Origin of the sequence: Bradyrhizobium sp. CCBAU 53415 (assembly GCF_028128735.1) — a bacterium.
GTDB lineage: Bacteria > Pseudomonadota > Alphaproteobacteria > Rhizobiales > Xanthobacteraceae > Bradyrhizobium.
Window position 1 is genome coordinate 456,307 of the sequence record NZ_LBJF01000024.1, and the last position, 16,197, is coordinate 472,503.

The 16,197-nt window shown below is 65.1% G+C and carries 14 protein-coding genes; 5 read left to right on the forward strand and 9 right to left on the reverse strand.

Features of this window, described 5'->3' with window-relative positions; translation table 11 throughout:
- Positions 1–120 precede the first annotated feature (120 nt).
- Entirely contained in the window at positions 121–369 is a 249-nt protein-coding gene (locus XH87_RS20380; RefSeq protein WP_035706727.1) for a hypothetical protein, read from the reverse strand.
- A 148-nt stretch (positions 370–517) separates the two neighbouring features.
- Complete coding sequence (locus tag XH87_RS20385) at positions 518–1,483, reverse strand: NAD(P)H-dependent flavin oxidoreductase (RefSeq protein WP_271588626.1); 966 nt, start codon at positions 1,481–1,483, stop codon at positions 518–520.
- Between the two features lie 107 nt (positions 1,484–1,590).
- Here XH87_RS20385 and XH87_RS20390 point away from each other — a divergent pair, with 107 nt between their 5' ends.
- On the forward strand, positions 1,591–3,153 hold the full coding sequence (locus tag XH87_RS20390; protein ID WP_271588627.1) for an AMP-binding protein: 1,563 nt from the start codon (positions 1,591–1,593) through the stop codon (positions 3,151–3,153).
- A gap of 365 nt (positions 3,154–3,518) precedes the next feature.
- On the opposite strand, the gene XH87_RS20395 is transcribed toward XH87_RS20390, so the two are convergent.
- The 7 genes from XH87_RS20395 to XH87_RS20425 form a co-directional block, all read right to left on the reverse strand.
- A complete protein-coding gene (locus XH87_RS20395; RefSeq protein WP_035706719.1) occupies positions 3,519–4,292 on the reverse strand; it encodes a thioesterase family protein in 774 nt (257 codons plus the stop codon).
- A gap of 141 nt (positions 4,293–4,433) precedes the next feature.
- The gene (locus XH87_RS20400) at positions 4,434–5,405 is read right to left on the reverse strand and encodes an NAD(P)H-dependent flavin oxidoreductase (RefSeq protein ID WP_271588628.1); all 972 of its coding nucleotides are present in this window, start codon (positions 5,403–5,405) and stop codon (positions 4,434–4,436) included.
- Between the two features lie 292 nt (positions 5,406–5,697).
- Entirely contained in the window at positions 5,698–7,098 is a 1,401-nt protein-coding gene (locus tag XH87_RS20405; RefSeq protein ID WP_035706714.1) for an aspartate ammonia-lyase, read from the reverse strand.
- 36 nt (positions 7,099–7,134) lie between these two features.
- On the reverse strand, positions 7,135–7,683 hold the full coding sequence (locus XH87_RS20410) for a hypothetical protein (RefSeq protein WP_271588629.1): 549 nt from the start codon (positions 7,681–7,683) through the stop codon (positions 7,135–7,137).
- A gap of 101 nt (positions 7,684–7,784) precedes the next feature.
- Positions 7,785–8,387: a YqaA family protein gene (locus XH87_RS20415; RefSeq protein ID WP_199763213.1), complete on the reverse strand. Its 603-nt coding sequence runs from the start codon at positions 8,385–8,387 to the stop codon at positions 7,785–7,787.
- A gap of 145 nt (positions 8,388–8,532) precedes the next feature.
- Positions 8,533–8,937 carry a phosphoribosyl-ATP diphosphatase gene (gene hisE / locus XH87_RS20420; protein WP_035706709.1) on the reverse strand — a complete coding sequence of 135 codons (405 nt, stop codon included), beginning with the start codon at positions 8,935–8,937 and terminating at the stop codon, positions 8,533–8,535.
- A gap of 117 nt (positions 8,938–9,054) precedes the next feature.
- Positions 9,055–9,423: a hypothetical protein gene (locus XH87_RS20425; protein ID WP_271524064.1), complete on the reverse strand. Its 369-nt coding sequence runs from the start codon at positions 9,421–9,423 to the stop codon at positions 9,055–9,057.
- Positions 9,424–9,652: 229 nt separating this feature from the next.
- Between XH87_RS20425 and XH87_RS20430 the strand changes: the two genes are divergently transcribed.
- From XH87_RS20430 to XH87_RS20445, 4 genes are all read left to right on the forward strand, one after another.
- The gene (locus tag XH87_RS20430) at positions 9,653–10,702 is read left to right on the forward strand and encodes an ABC transporter substrate-binding protein (protein WP_271588630.1); all 1,050 of its coding nucleotides are present in this window, start codon (positions 9,653–9,655) and stop codon (positions 10,700–10,702) included.
- Between the two features lie 85 nt (positions 10,703–10,787).
- Positions 10,788–12,584 (forward strand): glucan ABC transporter ATP-binding protein/ permease, encoded by a 1,797-nt coding sequence (locus XH87_RS20435; protein ID WP_271588631.1) that lies wholly within the window; start codon positions 10,788–10,790, stop codon positions 12,582–12,584.
- Positions 12,585–12,772: 188 nt separating this feature from the next.
- Positions 12,773–14,317, forward strand: a complete 1,545-nt coding sequence (locus XH87_RS20440) for a serine hydrolase (RefSeq protein WP_271588632.1) — start codon at positions 12,773–12,775, stop codon at positions 14,315–14,317.
- A 191-nt stretch (positions 14,318–14,508) separates the two neighbouring features.
- Complete coding sequence (locus XH87_RS20445; protein WP_271588633.1) at positions 14,509–16,194, forward strand: long-chain fatty acid--CoA ligase; 1,686 nt, start codon at positions 14,509–14,511, stop codon at positions 16,192–16,194.
- Positions 16,195–16,197 lie beyond the last annotated feature (3 nt).

Here is a 16,197-nt window from a genome sequence, read left to right on the forward strand (position 1 = left end):
GTCCACTTCAAGTCCACGTGATCACTGCCCGCAAACTGGGCGATAAATAAGGCTTAACGGTGCCATCGCGGCGGCAAATCGCGCGGACTGCGGCGACATCGGCCGGAAAGTTCAAGGTAGTCAGGCCGCTGCTGCGAGATCATAGGCGTCCTGGATGTCGGCCACGATCTCCGAGGCCTCCCAGACCGCACGCGGCTCGACCGATTGCAGCGTCACCGTCCAGTTGCCGCCGCGGCGGGTCCGGGGGACGCTGACGATGTCGAAACGCACGTTGCGGCACAGCGGGTGGCGGGCCAGGGCATGGGCGACGCGGACGCGGATTTCGTCCAGCGTCGCGGCTGTTTTGCTGTCGAGAAAATCGAAGTCCATCGCCTGTCCCTCTCGTCCTGATTGGCGGCCGTGAGGGAATTCTTGGCGGGCGATGGTTAATCTGCCGTTAAGCGAGGGGCGCGGAGCCATGCGGGATTAACCGTGATCGGGCCGCCGACGCCTCACATCGGCATGGCCGGGCTGCGACCTACCGGCCGTTCGCCGCGTGGTATTCGGCGATTGTCCGCGCAACGAGATCGTCGACGGCAGGCACATCGGTCACCCCCGACGTCGTGTGTCCGCCGCTCCAGATGTCGCGCCAGCGCTTCGGACGGCTCTCGCGCGCGGCGACGTTGATATCCTTGCCGATGTCGATCGCGCCACGCACCGGCAGATCGTCGGGATCGAGGCCGGCCGCGACGATCGAGGGCCTGAGCATGCTGGTCTGCAGGCCCGTGAACGCCGTGGTGAGGAGGATGTCGTCGGCGCTGCTGTCGACCAGCATCTGCTTGTGACGGTCGTCCGCCATGCTCTCCCGCGTCGCGATGAACTTCGTGCCCATATAGGCGAGGTCGCAGCCGAGCACTTCGGCCGCATGCAGCGCATGGCCGTCGCTGATCCCGCCCGCGAGCACGATGACGCCGTCATAGAACGCTCGCACCGCGCGGACGAAGGCAAATGGATTGAGCCAGCCGGTCTGGCCGCCGGCGCCCGCAGTGAGCAGTACCAATCCGTCGGCACCTGCCTCTGCCGCGCGCTCGGCATGGCGGATGGAGGCAACATCCGCCAGCACCAGCGCGCCGGCATCATGGAGCGGCTTCAACACGGACGCGGGCGAGCCGACCGAGGTGATGACGATCTCCACCTTGTGCCGCAGCAACATGGCGAGATCCTCTTCCAGCCGCGCATTGGAGCGGTGCACGATCAGGTTCGGACAGAGCGGCGCGACCTTGCGGCCGACTTGATCTTCGTGCCGCCGCAGCCGCGTCTCGATCTCGGTGAGCCATTCATCGAGTTGTTCCGTGCCGCGGCAATTCACGGTGGGAAAGCTGCCGATCACCCCACTGCGGCAGGACGCGACCATGAGCTCGACGCCCGACACCAGAAACATCGGCGCCGCGATCAGCGGCAGGGCGAGACGGTCGCGGAAGCGTTGCAGTCGATCTGATGGCATGCATGCCTCCCTGCGCGGGCTTTGTCGTTCCCTCCCGCAGTCTCTGTGCTAGCGTCGTCAGCAACATTGGCACGCCAGAAGCCGGTGACAAAGCAACGAGGAAACATATGTCTGATCCGCTCCACGCATCGTCCCCGGCTTGTGCGCAGACGCTACGGGCGCTGTCGCGCTTTCCCGAGCGCACCGCTTTCGCATGGCCTGAGGGATCGCTGAGCTATCATGGCACCATCGACCTGATCGGACGCATCCAGGGCGTGTTCATGCGGCTTGGATTACAGCCCGGCGCGCGCATCGCTTTCCTCACCGCGAACCGTGCCGATACCTGGTGCGCCGGCGTTGCCGCGCAGTTGGCCCGGCTCTGCATCACCTGGCTGCATCCGCTGGGATCGCTGGAGGACCAGTTGTTCCAGCTCGAGGATTCCGAGGCCGAGATGCTGGTGGTCGATGCCGCCGCCTTCCGCGACCGCGGCGGCGAGCTCTCCGCGCGGGCGACCCGGCTCAAGGCGGTCTTCACCGCGGGCCCCGCCGACTATGGCGTCGATCTGCTGGCCGCAATCGAAACTGCGGGACATGCGAGCCCGCTGTGCCTCGCCGGCGCCGACGATCTCGCCACGCTGAACTACACCGGCGGCACCACCGGAAAATCGAAGGGTGCGCTGCGCTACCATCGCGAGAACAGCGGGGCCGCTGGCGCGATCCTCGCCGGCTTCGAGATTCCGGAGGCTGCGCGCTATCTCACGGTCGCGCCGATCAGTCACGTCGCGGGCACAAAGGTGCTGCCAACCCTGATGCGCGGTGGCACCGTGCACATGCTGAGGGGGTTCGATCCCGAGGCGGTGCTGACGACGATCGCACGCGAGCGGATCAATTTCACGCTGTTCGTTCCGACCATGATCTATGTGCTGCTCGATCAGCCCGCGCTCGGCAAGACCGACCTCTCCTCGCTCGAGCTCGTGCTCTATGGCGCCTCCGCGATGTCGCCGAGCCGCCTGCTCGAGGGCATCGAGCGCATCGGCCCGGTGTTCTCGCAGCTCTACGGTCAGACCGAATGCTATCCCGTCTCGGTGCTGCGCAAGGCGGATCACGACCCGAAGCACCCGGAGCTGTTCCTGTCCTGCGGCTTCCCGATCGCGGCCTGCGAGGTCAGGATCCTCGACGACAACGACCAGGAAGTGAAGACGGGCGACGCCGGCGAGATCTGCGTGCGCGCCCCGCACGTGATGGCGGAGTACTGGAAGCGCCCCGACATCACCGCCGAGACGCTGAAGAACGGCTGGGTCCACACCGGCGACATCGCGCGCAGGGACGAGCGCGGCTACATGTTCATTCTCGACCGCAAGAAGGACATGATCGTCACCGGCGGCTTCAACATCTTCCCGCGCGAGGTCGAGGACGTGCTGTCGCAGCACGCGGACGTCGCCATGGTCGCGGTCGTCGGCATCCCCGACGAGAAATGGGGCGAAGCCGTCACCGCCATCGTCGTGCCGCGCGAGGGGACAAAGCCCGATCCGGACGAGCTGATCAACCTGGTCAAGACGCGAAAGGGCTCGGCGCATGCCCCGAAGCAGATCCGGTTCGTCAAGCAGCTGCCGATGACCGGCGTCGGCAAGGTCGACAAGAAGGTATTGCGTGCGGGGTTCTGGAGCGGGAGGGACCGGATGGTGGGGTAAATCCCCGGGATTTTACGGTGTCATTGTGGCCCCGGCACCACAATGCGGGACCGAGTGCGCGTTCGCGATGGCCGCGCGATTGCCGGCGAATCAGGGAATCAACTAGACCGCTGACGGGGCTGGGAAGCGGAGTAGGATATGAGAGTCGCTTCCCTGGAAAGTGCCGTCGCCGCGATCACGTTGATCACGGCTATCATCGTGGTGTTGTGGGAGATCAAGATCTTCTACGGAATGTGAACTGGCAGGATGCCTGCGTCGCCCCAGAGACCTCCGGACAGGGGCTCGCGACCAAGCATCCCTTCCGCGGCGGCGGAAGCCTGCCGTTCAATCGGCTCAGGGAGCGAACACGGCATTCGTCGTCACGTTCACCGCTTCTCGATCACCAGACTCTGCACCGCCCGGCCGAAATATCCCTGCCTGTCCGCCAGGCGCGACATCGCGAGGCCCGCGCCGTCAGGACCGATCCAGGAGTCGCCGTCGAGCAAAATCCACTCGCCGACTGGCTGGCGCGAAAAGCTCACGGTGAGATCGGCGTTGATGTAGGTCCAGGCGCGGAAGTCGAGCGTCGAGGCGGTGCCGTTGGAGAAGTCGGCGGCGACCACGGCGCGCATCGCCTGCGAGACCGCTTCACCGGCGATCAGCGGATGGTCGACGCGAAACCAGATCGCGCCGGCGCCGGCCTGGCCGAAGCGGCCCCGCGCGGCGCGCATCGAGACCGATCGCACGAACGGGCTGGTGGCGGCGTGTCCGTCCTCGACCAGCGAGTCCTCCGGCGACGGCAGCGTGACCGGCAGCTCCTCGACGTCATCGGGCAGGTTCAGCACCTGGCGCCTGACCTTCAGCACGGTGGCTCCGACGACCTGTACGCCGTCCGCGAGCAGCTTGATGCCGCAGAGCTGGATCTTGCGGCCCTCGCGCAGGACCTCGGTCACGATCGTGAGCGGCGCGACCGGCACCGGACGCATCAGATCTATGGTGACGCGCGCGATGTCCATCGCAACAGGCGTCGGAATGCGTTCGGCCGCCCATGTCACCAGCGAAGCCGGTGCCGAGCCGTGCTGCATGCGCCGGTCCCAGGGGCCGGCCGCATCCGGACTGGTGAGGACGCTATTGCCGTCTACGCGATAGATGGGGGTCATGTGGTGCTCATTCTCGCGGCGCGTTCCCCGGACGCCGCACAGCGCGCAAGCGGTGCGCTGCTGATCCGGGGTCCATTCGTTGAACGATGGGCCCCGGCTCTGCGGAGCGGCATTTCATGCCGCACAGCGTCCGGGACACGACTATGGCAATGGCGGATCGATCGCTTCGTCGTATTCCTTCTTGAAACGCGCGATCAACTCGGCCGCCGGCACGACCTTGTCGATGCTGCCGATGCCCTGGCCGCTTCCCCAGATCTCCTTCCAGGCCTTTGGCTTGGCGCGCTCGCCGGAGGCGTCCGTGCCGAAATTCATCTTCGAAGGATCGGACGTCGGCAGGTTGTCCGGATCCATGCCGGCAGCGAGGATCGAGGGCTTCAGATAATTGCCGTGCACCCCGGTGAAGAGGTTGGAATAGACGATGTCGTCGGCGCTCGAGCCGGCGATCATCTCCTTGTACTTCTCGACCGCGTTGGCCTCCTTGGTGGCGATGAAGGCCGAGCCGACATAGGCAAAGTCGGCCCCGAGGATGCGTGCGGCGCGGATGGCCTTGCCGTTGCCGATCGCCCCTGACAGCGCGATCGGACCGTCGAACCATGTTCGCGTTTCGGCGACGAAAGCCAGCGGCGAGATGGTGCCGGCATGGCCGCCGGCTCCGGCCGCGACCAGGATCAGGCCGTCGGCGCCCTTCTCGATCGCCTTGTGCGCGAATTTCTGATTGATCACATCGTGAAAGACGATGCCGCCCCAGCCGTGCACGGCCTGGTTCAGCTCCTCGCGCGCGCCGAGCGAGGAGATGATCATAGGTACCTTGTACTTGGCACAGAGCTGCATGTCGTGGTCGAGTCGGTTGTTCGACTTGTGCACGATCTGGTTGACCGCGAACGGCGCCGACGGCTTGTCGGGATGGGCGCGGTCATACGCCGCCAGCTCCTCGGTGATCCGCGCCAGCCATTCGTCGAGCAGCTCCGGCGGCCGCGCGTTCAGCGCCGGAAACGAGCCGACCACCCCCGCCTTGCACTGCGCGATCACGAGATCTGGCACCGAGATGATGAAGAGCGGCGAACCGATCACCGGGATCGACAGGCGCCCCTTGAACAAGGCGGGCATGGACATTGCGAAGCGATCCTTTGTTGACGGTCAAAAATCGACGATTGGAATGATACCAACAAGGCAATCTTTCCACTGTCAAGTATTGCGTTTTGGCGCCGTGGCGGAGGGGCTGGTGCAATTCCAAGCAGCGGAATTCTTAGCCCATCTGCCTCCTCCGTCATTGCGAGCGCAGCGAAGCAATCCGGTCTCTTTCCATGGAGACAATCTGGATTGCTTCGTCGCAAGGGCTCCTCGCAATGACGCGCGGAGAAAGCATCGATCGCCCATGAACGCCGGCGGTCGATGCGACGACCGCCTACCCGACCAGATCCGGATTGATCAGCCGCTCGAACGAGAACATCTCGTCCCACTTCTGCTGCGTGAGCAATTTGCGTTCGACCACGACGATCTGGTGCAGCGACTTGCCGCTTTTGTAACCTTCGCGCGCGATCTCGGCGCACCGCTTGTAGCCGAGCAGCGGCTTCAGCACCGTGACGATGCCGAGCGAATTCAACACCATGTTGCGGGTGTGCTCCTCGTTGGCGGTGATGCCGACGACGCAATTCTCGCGCAGGCTGTTGACCGCGCGCTCCATGGTCCGGATCGAGAAGAACAGCGCGAACGAAATCACCGGCTCCATCACGTTGAGCTGGAGCTGGCCCGCTGAGGCCGCGAGCGTCACCGTGGTGTCGAGCCCGATGACGAGGAAGCTGGTCTGGTTGACGACCTCGGGGATCACAGGATTGACCTTGCCGGGCATGATCGAGGAGCCCGGCTGCAACTGCGGCAGGTTGATCTCGTTGAAGCCGGCGCGCGGGCCGGATGCGAGCAGGCGGATGTCGTTGCAGATTTTCGTCAGCTTGCTCGCCGTGCGCTTCAGGACGCCGGAAAGCTGCACATAGGCGCCGGTGTCGGAGGTCGCCTCGACGAGATCGCCGGCAAGCACGAAGTCGACGCCGGTGAGCGCGCTGAGGTGCCGGACCGCGAGCTTGGGATAACCGACCGCGGCCGTGACGGAGGTGCCGATCGCGGTTGCGCCGAGATTGATCTCGCGGAGCAGCGCACGTGCTTCCGAGATGCGGTCGACCTCCTCGCCGATGGTGGTGCCCCAGCCGCGGAACTCGGCCCCCAGCGACATCGGCACCGCGTCCTGCAGATGTGTGCGGCCCATCTTCAGCACGCGGTCGAACTCGCGGCCCTTGGCGAAGAAGGCCTCCTGGAGCTGGCGCAGCGCCGTCATGTAGCTCTCGAGCCGCAGGATCAGCGCCAGCCGAAAGGCGGTCGGATAGGTGTCGTTGGTCGACTGGCCGTAATTGACGTGATCGTTGGGACTGACGTGCTGGTAGTCGCCCTTGGTGAAGCCGAGCGCTTCCAGCGCGAGGTTCGCGATCACCTCGTTGGCGTTCATGTTGGTCGAGGTGCCGGCGCCGCCCTGGATGAAATCGGTGACGAACTGATCCATCATGTCGCCGGCGATGACACGGTCGCAGCCGAGGATGATGGCGTCCGCGACCTTGGCGTCGATCGCGCCGAGATCGCGATTGGCCATGGCAGCGGCCTTCTTGACGTAACCAAGCGCCTTCACGAAGTAAGGCTCCTGGTTCATCGGAATGCCGGTGATGTGGAAGTTCTCCTTCCCGCGGATGGTCTGGACGCCGTAGTAGATGTCGTCGGCGATCTCACGCTGTCCGAGGAAGTCCTGCTCCGTCCGGCTCATGGGCACTCCTTGCTGCTCGCGCGCCGGGCCGCCACGTCAGTTCTGGCACAGCGCGCTGGTCACGAAAGTATCGGTGCGGCAGTCGTCCGGTTTGCGTTGCCTGCCGGGGATCAGGACCTTGGCCGAGCATTTTTCCGCGGAATCGGCGTTCAGGCTTTTGCCTTCCTTGTAACCCCTGCTCTGGCAGAGCTGGTCGGCGGCCTGCCTGCAGTCGGGCGCGCCGTTCGACGAGACCGGGCAGACCACGCGCCCCGACACCATGGTCGAGGGCTTGGCCAGCCGCGACAGGTCATTCATGGTCTCGCTGGGGCTTTTGATCGCCGGCAGGATCGAGGGCAGCTTGTCGAACAGCTTGCCCATTTCATTGATCAGCCCGGGATTTTCCTCGCGCGCCGGCGGGGCGGAAGCAGCCGGCGTCGAGGGCGGCGGCGCGGTCTGCGCTCCCTGCGCTGCCTGCTCCTGGAGGCGGAGCGCAGGCGGGGCGGATTGCGGCCACCCGGTCCCGCCGGCACCGAGCAGGAGCAGCAACGCTGCCGAGGTCAGCGTCCCGAGCCGCAGAACCGGATTGCCGGATCGAACCATCATGATGGCAAACGTAGCCGAAGCCGGCCCGGCGGCAAAGCCGCGGGTTACTACGTGAGCATGATCTTTTCGGAAAACCGCTTCACACTTTTCCGGATCATGCCCTAGATCAGCTTGATCGCGACGACGAAGCCGAGCACCAGCACCACGGCGCCAATCGCGACCCACAGACCGAGATGCTTCTCGATCCGGACCCGGATCCAGTCGCCATAGCGGTTGAGCAGGATCGCCACGACGAAGAAGCGTCCGCCGCGCGCAACGATCGAGCACAGGATGAACAGGATGATGTTATAGCCGGCAAAGCCCGAGGTGATGGTGACGAGCTTGTAGGGGATCGGCGTCAGCCCCTTGAGCAGGATGATGACGGCACCCCATTCCGCGTAGGAGGCGCGGAAGGCGTCGACCTTGTCGCCGAGGCCGTAGACCTGGATCAGCCAATGGCCGACCGAATCGAACAACAGCGCGCCGATGGCATAGCCAAGGATGCCGCCGACCACCGAGGTCGCGGTGCAGACCGCCGCATAGAGCCAGGCGCGCTGCGGGCGCGCCAATGACATCGGGACCAGCATCACATCCGGCGGCACCGGAAAGAAGGAGCTCTCTGCGAAAGCCACGGCTCCCATGATCCAGAGCGCGTAGGGCTTGTGGGCGGCGTCGATGCACCAGTCGTAGATACGTTTCAGCATGGCGCCGCGATCAAGCACCATGGGACGGATTTGTCCATGCCGAGATTGAGGCGAATTGTGACGTTTCGAGCGTGATTCGGAAAAGTGTGCAGCGGTTTTCCGAAAAGATCATGCTCAAACAAGAGGCTAAAGCGCGATGACCATTCACCCTGATCGCATCGCGCTTTTAGTGGCGCTTGCGTGCGGCACGGCCCTCGAGCGCGACAATTGGCCGCCCGGCGGCCACGCGCGGCGAGGCGACCTTGGGCAGCTTCATCGACGACTTCGGCAGCTTCTCGGCGATGCCGAGCATGTCTTCCCGCCGCGTCATTTCGCGCCAGACGTCCTCGGGACGCACGCCGGCAGAGGCCCAGAGCACGGTGAGATTGTACAGCAGGTCGGCGCTTTCCCGGATCACGGCCTCGCTATCGCCGTTGACCGCATCGATCACGACTTCGATGGCCTCTTCGGCCAGCTTCTTTGCCATTTTCGAGGGGCCGCGCTGAAACAGCCGGGCCGTACGCGATATTGCCGGATCAAGATCCCTGGCCGCGAGCACAGCCAGATATAGCCGCTCAAGCGAATCACTCATGGTACTCAAAACTACTCTAAACAAATGGCGAGCGTGTTAACGCACGACAATAAAAGCAGAAAACAGGCCGGCGCGGCAAGCGCGCCGGCCCATCATGGTCAACCCATGGATACCGAGCTAGTAGCAGTTCTGATAGTAGCCCTGGCCGCAGAGCTCGGACGGAGCCGTGCCGCCATAGCGCTGATACTGGTAGTTCGGACCCGGACCATAATAGGGACCGTAGGCCGGAGCGCTGTAATAGACCGGACCGCCGTAGTAGCCGTAACCCGGACCGTAGTCATAGGCGTAGGCATTGCGGCTGGCCGCGATGGCGAGACCCGTGCCGATGGCGGCGAAAGCCGCAGCTGCGGCCGCGCCGCCTCCACCGCCATGCCAGTGGCGGCCGCCCGCATATGAGGCGGTCGGGGCAATCGTGGTCAGCGCCAGCACCGCGGCGGTGGCAAGAACGGCCTTTCGGCCCGCAAATTTGGAGACTCGCTCAAACATGTCTTGGGCCCTCCTTTGGGACCTGGAACGGACGCCTGCGGACAGGCTCATGCCTGTCAAAACCCGCATAGCCCAAGTTAGGTTCCCCAACCCCAACGCAAGCTGAACGGGGTTGCGTAACGATGCCGCAACGCCGCTCATCCGCCGTTCATGTTGGCGCGCGCACGCTCGTCGCCGGCCGGCGCTGCAAGCGTCACGAAACCACAACAATGCGGGACCGGCGCAACTGATGTCAGGATTGAAATCGACCGCCCTTCACGGCCTGCTGGCTCTCTCGATCTTGCTTGCGACGCTGATTGCACGCGATGCCGGCGCGGCCGAGACCACCGCGCCATCCGTTGCGATCAACTTCACCTTCGACCGCCCGCCGGACGCGAGCATGGCGCCGTTCTTCCTTGCGGCGAAGGACGGCAGGTTCGGTGCCGAGCGTCTCAACGTGTCCTTCAACAGCGCAGGCGGATCGCCGGAAGCGCTCGCACGCCTCGCCAAGGGCGACAGCGAGCTTGCGCTCGTCGACATCAACGAGCTGATCCGCTTTCGTGACAGGGACGACGCGGCTCCGGTCAAGGCGGTGTTCATGCTGTTCAACCGCGCGCCCTACGCGATCATCGCCCGCAGGAGCCGCGGCATCCACCTCCTGCCCGATCTCGACGGCAAGACCGTCGGCGTTGCCGACCACGATCTGGCGATGCGGCTGTGGCCGGCACTGGCGCAGCAGAACGGCGTCAAGGCGACGCGCGTCAAATTCCACAAGATCAGCGCGGCGGTGCGCGAGCCGATCCTGTCCGCGGGACAGGTCGATGCCGTCGCCGGCTTCAGCTATCTCTCTGCGGTGAACCTGCGCGACCGCGGTGTGCCCGGAGCCGATCTCGTCGTGCTGCGCTATGCGGACTACGGCTGCGAAGCCTACGGCTTTGCCGTGGTGGTCAATCCCGGCTTCGCCGCAGCAAAGCCGGACGCGGTGAAGGGCTTCGTCCGCGCCTTGATGGCGGGCATCACGGCGACCGTCAGGGAGCCGGGACGAGCGGCGGAGGAGGCGGCGAGCCGCATCGGCGACGGCGACCGCAACCTGGAGCTGGAGCGCCTTCGCACCATCCTCGCCGACAACATCCTGACCGACGAGGTCAGGCGCAACGGCCTCGGCAGCGTCGACCCGGCACGCTTCGATCGTTCGATCGGCCAGATCGCGCAGGACTTCAAATTCCGCAAGCGGCTCACCGCGGGTGACGTCTTCGACGACCGGTTTCTGCCACCGGTCGCCGGGCGGCTGATCAATTGAGCAAAACTGAGAGCTTCCGCTATATCTCCCGCGCGATCCCTGATTAAGATACGGGCTCCGTTAGCCACTCGAATTCGTCGCCCGCATGTCGATCCTCCGTCTCTACACCCGCGTTCTCGAGCTGCTCGGCAAGGAGGCGCGGCTGGGCTGGCTGCTCGCGGTCGCCAATCTCCTGCTCGCGGCCTCTCAATTCGCCGAGCCTGTGCTGTTCGGCCGTATCGTCGACGTGCTCTCGGGCAAGACGGTGGCCGGGTCGAACTCGGCCTGGCCGTTCCTGGCCGCGTGGGTCGCGTTCGGGCTCTTCACCATCGCCTGCAGCGCGCTCGTGGCCTTGCAAGCCGACCGGCTCTCGCACCGCCAGCGTCAGGCGGTGCTGACGAGCTATTTCGAGCATATCCTGCAACTGCCGTTGACCTTCCACTCCGGCACCCATTCCGGCCGGCTGATGAAGGTGATGCTCAACGGCACGGACGCGCTGTGGCGGCTCTGGCTCGGGTTCTTCCGCGAGCATTTTGCCGCGATCCTCTCGATCGTGGTGCTGCTGCCGCTCTCGCTCTACCTGAACTGGCGGCTCGCGATTCTGCTGTTCGTGCTCTGCATCGTCTTCACGGCGCTGACCACCTTCGTGGTGCGCAAGACCTTCGGCATGCAGATGGCGGTCGAGGAACATTACAGCGAGCTTTCCGCGCGCGCTTCGGACGCGCTCGGCAACGTCGCGCTGGTGCAGAGTTTCGTGCGCGTCGAATCCGAGGTGAAAGGGCTGCGCTCGGTCGCCGACGAGCTGCTGGCCGCGCAGATGCCGGTGCTGTCGTGGTGGGCGCTGGTCACGGTGATCACACGCGCCTCCACGACTATCACGGTGCTCGCGATCTTCACCTTCGGCATCGCCCTGCACGACCAGGGGCTCACCTCGGTCGGCGAGATCGTGATGTTCGTGAGCTTCGCGACGCTCCTGATCCAGAAGCTCGAGCAGGTCGTCAGCTTCATCAACAACGTGTTCATGGAAGCCCCGCGCCTGCGCGAGTTCTTCAATGTGCTCGACGCCGTGCCCGCGGTGCACGACCGGCCCGACGCAATCGATGCCGGCAGGCTGTCGGGTCTCGTCGAGTTCTACGACGTCACGTTCTCCTATGACGGCAAGCGGCCGGCGATCGAGGACCTCACCTTCACCGCACTGCCCGGCCAGACCATTGCGCTGGTCGGCCCGACCGGCGCGGGCAAGTCGACCGCGATTGCGCTGCTGCATCGCGCCTTCGATCCGCAATCCGGCGTCATCAAGATCGACGGCATGGACGTGCGCGGCGTCACGCTGACCTCGCTGCGGCGGAACATCGGCGTGGTGTTCCAGGAAGCGCTGCTGTTCAACCGCTCGATCGCGGAGAATTTGCGGGTCGGCAAGCCGGACGCGACCGAGGCCGAGATGCGCAAGGCGGCGGAGCGCGCGCAGGCGCTCGAATTCATCGAGCGCAGCGGCGGCTTCGAGACCAATGCCGGCGAACGCGGCCGCATGCTCTCCGGTGGCGAGCGCCAGCGCCTGTCCATCGCCCGTGCGCTGCTGAAGGACCCGCCGATCCTGATCCTGGACGAAGCCACCTCCGCGCTCGACGCCGTCACCGAGGCCAAGGTGAATGCCGCTCTCGACGAAGTGATGAAGGGCCGCACCACGTTCGTGATCGCCCACCGCCTTTCGACCATCCGCAACGCCACGCAGATCCTGGTGTTCGAGAACGGGCGCGTGATCGAAAGCGGAACTTTCGATGAACTCGTGGCCAAAGGCGGCCATTTCGCCGGGCTCGCCAGGGCTCAGTTCATGGTTCAGGAGAATGCACGGGCCGGCGCGACAGCGGCCGAGACCGCCGCGACGGCGGTGAAATCCCCCTAGCAAGTCCCCGCAGCGCCGTCGAAATTCGGCCTATTTCATCGAGGAATACCGCGCCGATCCCCTATTCTCGACGCACGAGCCGGTATAGGTTTGCGACGCCGCAAGCGGCGGCGCTGGATTTCAGACCCGACAATCAGATCACGAGAGCCGACCGGAACCGGCGGGTCTCCAAGGACCGGAATCGGATAGTGCACGCCCTTCGTCCGCTGCTTCGCAAATCCCTGTTCAACCTGTTCGCTGCGACGCTTGCATGTGCCGCGCTGCTCGCGCCGCGCGCGGCGAGCGCCGAGGCGCTGCTGCTGATCGAAGCCGACAGTGGCAAGGTGCTGCAGGCCGACAACGCGACCATTCCCTGGTACCCGGCCTCCGTCACCAAGATCATGACCGCCTATGTCACGCTGAAGGCGGTCAAGGACGGCAGGCTCACGCTCGACACGCTGCTCACGGTGTCGCCGACAGCGGCCTCGCAATCGCCCTCGAAGATGGGGTTCCGTCCGGGAACGCAGCTCACCGTCGACAACGCGCTGAAGATGATGATGGTCAAGTCGGCGAACGACATGGCCGTGGTGCTCGCCGAAGGCGTCGGCGGTTCGATCGACGGCTTCTCCGCGATGATGAACGACACCGCGAGGAAGCTCGGCATGACGCAGACGAGCTACGTCAATCCGAACGGCCTGCCCGCCGACGGTCAGATCACGTCGGCGCGCGATCTCGGCATTTTGGCCCGCTCATTCCTGCGCGACCTGCCGGAATACGAATACTTCGTGCACATCCCGGCGATCCGCTTCGGCAAGCGCGTCACCGGCAATTTCAACAAGCTGATCGGCCGCTATCCCGGCGCCGACGGGTTCAAGACCGGCTTCATCTGCGCCTCCGGGTACAACCTGGTGGCCTCGGCCACGCGCAACGGCCGCCGGCTGATCGCGGTGGTGCTCGGCGCCAGTTCCGGCACCGCGCGCGCGGTGAAGGCCGCGCAGCTGCTGGAGCGCGGCTTCGCTCAAGACAATCTCAATTGGCTGCGCCCCTCGCTCGGCACCGTCGACAACCTCGTGCCGGTCGACGCCTCGCCCCCGAACCTGCGCGACGAGATGTGCGGGCCCCACCGCAAGCGGCCGGCCAGCGACGACGACGATGCGCTGATTGCGACCAATGGCGGCACGTCAGGATCGGCCTCGGCCACCGGCGGCGAGGCTCAGGTCACCTTCTTCACGGCCGGCCTGCAGCCGCCGCTGATGAAGGCGTCCGAGCTGATGGCCTCGGCCCCCGCGGCGGTCGAACCCGTGCTGGTCTATACCGGCCCGACCCGCACCGGCACCGCCCTGATCGCGGCGGTCGCGGCCGACGCCGACCAGCAGACCGCGTCCAAGCCGCGTGGCAAGAAGTCGCGCGTCGCCAAGAAGCCTGACGCCGCCGACAAGCCGAAAGACGCGGGCAAGGACACCAAGACGGCGGCGGTGAGGCCGGATGCCAAGTCCGAAGCCAGATCTGGTGCCAAGTCCGCCGCCAAGAATGAGGCCAAGGGTGACGCCAAGGGTGACGCCAAGACCGCAGCCAAGCCGGCTGGGACCAGGCATGCCGCAACCAGGCACGATGCGGCGGCGAAGCCCGCCGGGAAGCCGGCGGCAAGCGGCGATCAGGCGGCGAAGCCGGCCAAGCCCAAGGCTACGACCGGGGCCGCGACCAAGCCTGCGACCAAACCTGCGGCTGCCGCCAAGCCGGCGAACAACAGCTAACGCCGCCCGGGATCAGAACGCAGCCCGCGCTTCGCACCTGCGGCAGCGCGGTTTGCGACGATTCCAGTAGCTACGTCCCGACCTTTGCCCTAAGCCACGACGGCTTGCCACCCATTCCGGCAGGCTGGATACTGGCGGCAACGAGGCAAGCCCGAGGCACAACGGGCTCTGGTCAATGAGGGGAGTTTTCCATGGAGCGTATCTGGCTCAAGCAATATCCGCCCGGCGTACCCGCCGATATCGAGCCGACGCAATACGCATCGCTGGTCGACCTTCTCGAGGAGAGCTTCACGAAGTTCGCCGACCGCAAGGCGTTCATCTGCATGGACAAGTCGATCAGCTATCGCGACCTCGACCAGATGTCGGTCGCGTTCGCCGCCTACCTGCAGGGCCGCGGGCTGCAGCGCGGCGCCCGCGTTGCGATCATGATGCCGAACGTGCTGCAATACCCGGTCGCGATCGCCGCCGTGCTGCGCGCCGGATATGCGGTCGTGAACGTCAACCCGCTCTACACTCCGCGTGAGCTCGAGCACCAGCTCAAGGATTCCGGCGCCGAAGCCATCATCGTACTGGAGAACTTTGCCCATACCGTCGAGCAGGTGATCGCGAAGACGCAGGTGAAGCACGTCATCGTCGCCAGCATGGGCGACCTGCTCGGCTTCAAGGGGATCATCGTCAATCTCGTCGTGCGCCGGGTCAAGAAGATGGTACCGGCCTGGTCACTGCCGGGAGCAGTGGCCTTCAACGACGCAGTCTCCGCCGGCCGTGGCATGACTTTCAACAAGCCGAAACTCTCGCCGGGCGACGTCGCATTCCTGCAATATACCGGCGGCACCACCGGCGTCTCCAAGGGCGCCACGCTGCTCCATCGCAACATCGTCGCCAACGTCCTGCAGAACGACGCCTGGCTCCAGCCGGCGCTCGCCGCGCCGCCGCATGTCGACCAGCTGATGATCGTGTGCGCGCTGCCGCTCTATCACATCTTCGCGCTGACGGCCTGCTATCTGCTCGCGGTGCGCGCCGGCGGCTGCAATCTCCTGATCCCCAACCCGCGCGACATTCCCGGCTTCATCAAGGAGCTGGCGAAATACCAGGTCAACAGCTTCCCGGCCGTGAACACGCTCTACAACGGCTTGATGCACCATCCCGATTTCAAGAAGCTCGACTTCTCCAAGCTGAAGATCTCCAACGGCGGCGGCATGGCGGTGCAGCGCCCGGTCGCCGAGCAGTGGAAGGCGGTGACAGGCTGCTTCATCGCCGAAGGCTACGGGCTGTCGGAGACCTCGCCGACGCTGACCTGCAACCCGGCGACCACGACCGAGTTCTCGGGATCGATCGGCATTCCCGTGCCCTCGACTTACATCTCCATCCGCGACGACGACGGCAACGAAGTCCCGCTCGGCCAGACGGGCGAGATCTGCGCCAAGGGCCCGCAGGTGATGTCGGGCTACTGGAACAGGCCGGAAGAGACCGCGAAGGTGATGACCGCTGACGGCTATTTCCGCACCGGCGACATCGGCATCATGGACGAGAAGGGCTACACCAAGATCGTCGACCGCAAGAAGGACATGATCCTGGTCTCCGGCTTCAACGTCTATCCCAACGAGGTCGAGGAAGTGATTGCGAGCCATCCGGGTGTGCTCGAATGCGCCGTGATCGGCATCCCCGATTCCAAGTCGGGTGAGGCGGTAAAGGCGTTCGTGGTCAAGAAGGACCCGAACCTCACCGCCGAGGCGGTGATCGCGTTCTGTCACGAGCAGCTCACCGGCTACAAGGTGCCCAAGCACATCGAATTCCGCACCGACCTGCCCAAGACCAATGTCGGCAAGATCCTGCGCCGGCAGCTCCGCGACGAGAAGAAGGCGGAGGCGGCGTAAGCG